Source organism: Stenotrophomonas sp. P5_A8 (assembly GCF_056400545.1).
Window position 1 is genome coordinate 1 of record NZ_JBFULB010000508.1, and the last position, 1,774, is coordinate 1,774.

Below are 1,774 nucleotides of genomic sequence, written 5' to 3' on the forward strand. Positions count from 1 at the left end.
GCTGGAGACATCCTGCAACATCAGCAATGGCACCCGCCATCTGCCTGGCGGATAAAGACAAGCGCCGCCCGCAACCGCATCCGCTACCTCGGAAATGGCCGCGCTTATGGAACCAACCTCTCGCTGGACATCTGCCGCAACGCCCACTTGTACGGCCGTGTTGTGGTTAACAACAGCGGGCGGGTTCGATCCGAGACGCTGGATCGGCCCGGAAGCTGCGCGGACTGAGGTCACCGTCAAACGCAAAACCACCGGTGAGGGCCATCCTTCACCACTCCGCGCCCTTGCTGCCCCGAACAGCAGGCAAAGAAAAAGCCGCGACTTCTCGCGGCTTTTTCAGATCTGGCGCCCGAAGTTGGACTCGAACCAACGACCCMCTGATTAACAGTCAAGTGCTCTAACCGGCTGAGCTATTCGGGCGGGGAGGCGCATTCTAGACGCTCAAATCAGACCTTGCAACAGCCGGACCTACGCGGCTACCAGCAGGTAACGCCGGACACCGTACCGGGCGTCTTCTGGTTTGCCTGGTTTACCGTCAGCGTGCCGCACTTGTCGCGCGCCTGCGGCCCCGCCGGTGTGGCGGTGATCACGAAGGTGGACGCCGCGGGCGTAATGGTCACCGTGTAGGCAGCCGTGCCCGTGCGTGGCGAATTGACCGTCCTCGTTCCCGTTTCGCTGAAGGTAAACGATGTGTAGCTATTGTTCAGCGTGTGATGCCGCTCCGCGCGCTGGGCGTACTCCACCATTTCTGCCTTGGCCAATCCCCGCTTGGACGCCAGCACGTGCTGGGTGTAGCTCGGATACGCAATCGCTGCCAGGATCGCCACGATGGCCACCACAACCATCAGCTCGATCAAGGTGAAGCCGCTTGCGTGCCGCACGCTTCCCGCCGAAGAACGATGAAAGGTCACTGGATCTGTCTCCACGATTGACGTCCGCAAGGATAAGGACGGAATACCATCGGCGCAGTGCCATTGGTGAACCAGGCCCAGCATTGATTGTTGGGTGTCGGTGGGTTGCCCGTCGGCCCGCCGGGCGGCGCGGCCGCAAGGCCTTGGGAGGGTAGCGAACCAATCCCCACATCGGTGATCGCCGCACTGCCGGTCGACGGCGTCTCTACTGCAGCGGTTCCGTCTGCCAATACCGTACCTGTGGTGGAGCCAAGCCTGGAGCCCCCCAACGCACCGTTGCCGGTAAGCGCCTGCAGCACGAATGTCCAGTTGGTCCCGGCAGAGGCGCAACCGGAAGCGGTCGGCGACGGCACGTAGGTCCGCATGTAGACATCGCCCTCGGAAATACTGGGCTGACCAACAAAGCGTTCGCCACCGGGCAGGTCGACATACCAGCCACGACTACCAGTGGGCGCGGTGCTCCGGGTCAAGCCGCGGCCCTGCGCCGCAGAGGCGATCACGCTGCCTGTGAGATTGGCACGGGTCAGCGTAGTGGTGATCTGACCATCCACGGTGTCATTCAGGCCATAGAGGCTCTGGACCGAGGTATCGGACGGGTCATCGACAAAGGAGAAGCTGCCGGTGCCGAAGAACAGCATGTTGCCGCCGGACTCGCCCGCCATCGATTCGAGCCCACCGATGATGGGCTGACGCAGTGTCCGCCCGTTTTCGGTGTAACTACGCGAGGTGRACAGCGGGACGGTCAGATTGGTCCCTGCACGCAGATCGAACTTCCACACTGCTCCCTTCTGGTCGGCCGCGTAGGCGGTATCGTAATAGCCATCGGTACCGCGGGTCCGGGTGGCGGTACCGCGATATCGGTC

At 62.6% G+C, this 1,774-nt stretch carries 2 protein-coding genes, 1 tRNA gene and 1 pseudogene; 1 reads left to right on the forward strand and 3 read right to left on the reverse strand.

Annotation, left to right across the window (positions count from 1 at the left end):
• Positions 1-228: GspH/FimT family protein (locus tag AC1DQP_RS20175; RefSeq protein WP_478052387.1), on the forward strand; the 228-nt coding region annotated here is incomplete at its 5' end.
• 115 nt (positions 229-343) lie between these two features.
• Here AC1DQP_RS20175 and AC1DQP_RS20180 read toward each other — a convergent pair.
• The 3 genes and pseudogenes from AC1DQP_RS20180 to AC1DQP_RS20190 form a co-directional block, all read right to left on the reverse strand.
• A tRNA-Asn gene (locus tag AC1DQP_RS20180) sits at positions 344-420 on the reverse strand.
• 56 nt (positions 421-476) lie between these two features.
• Positions 477-911, reverse strand: a complete 435-nt coding sequence (locus AC1DQP_RS20185; protein WP_478052388.1) for a type IV pilin protein — start codon at positions 909-911, stop codon at positions 477-479.
• A pseudogene (locus tag AC1DQP_RS20190) lies at positions 908-1,774 on the reverse strand (pilus assembly protein); the annotation flags it as partial. The gene AC1DQP_RS20185 and the pseudogene AC1DQP_RS20190, both read right to left, overlap by 4 nt.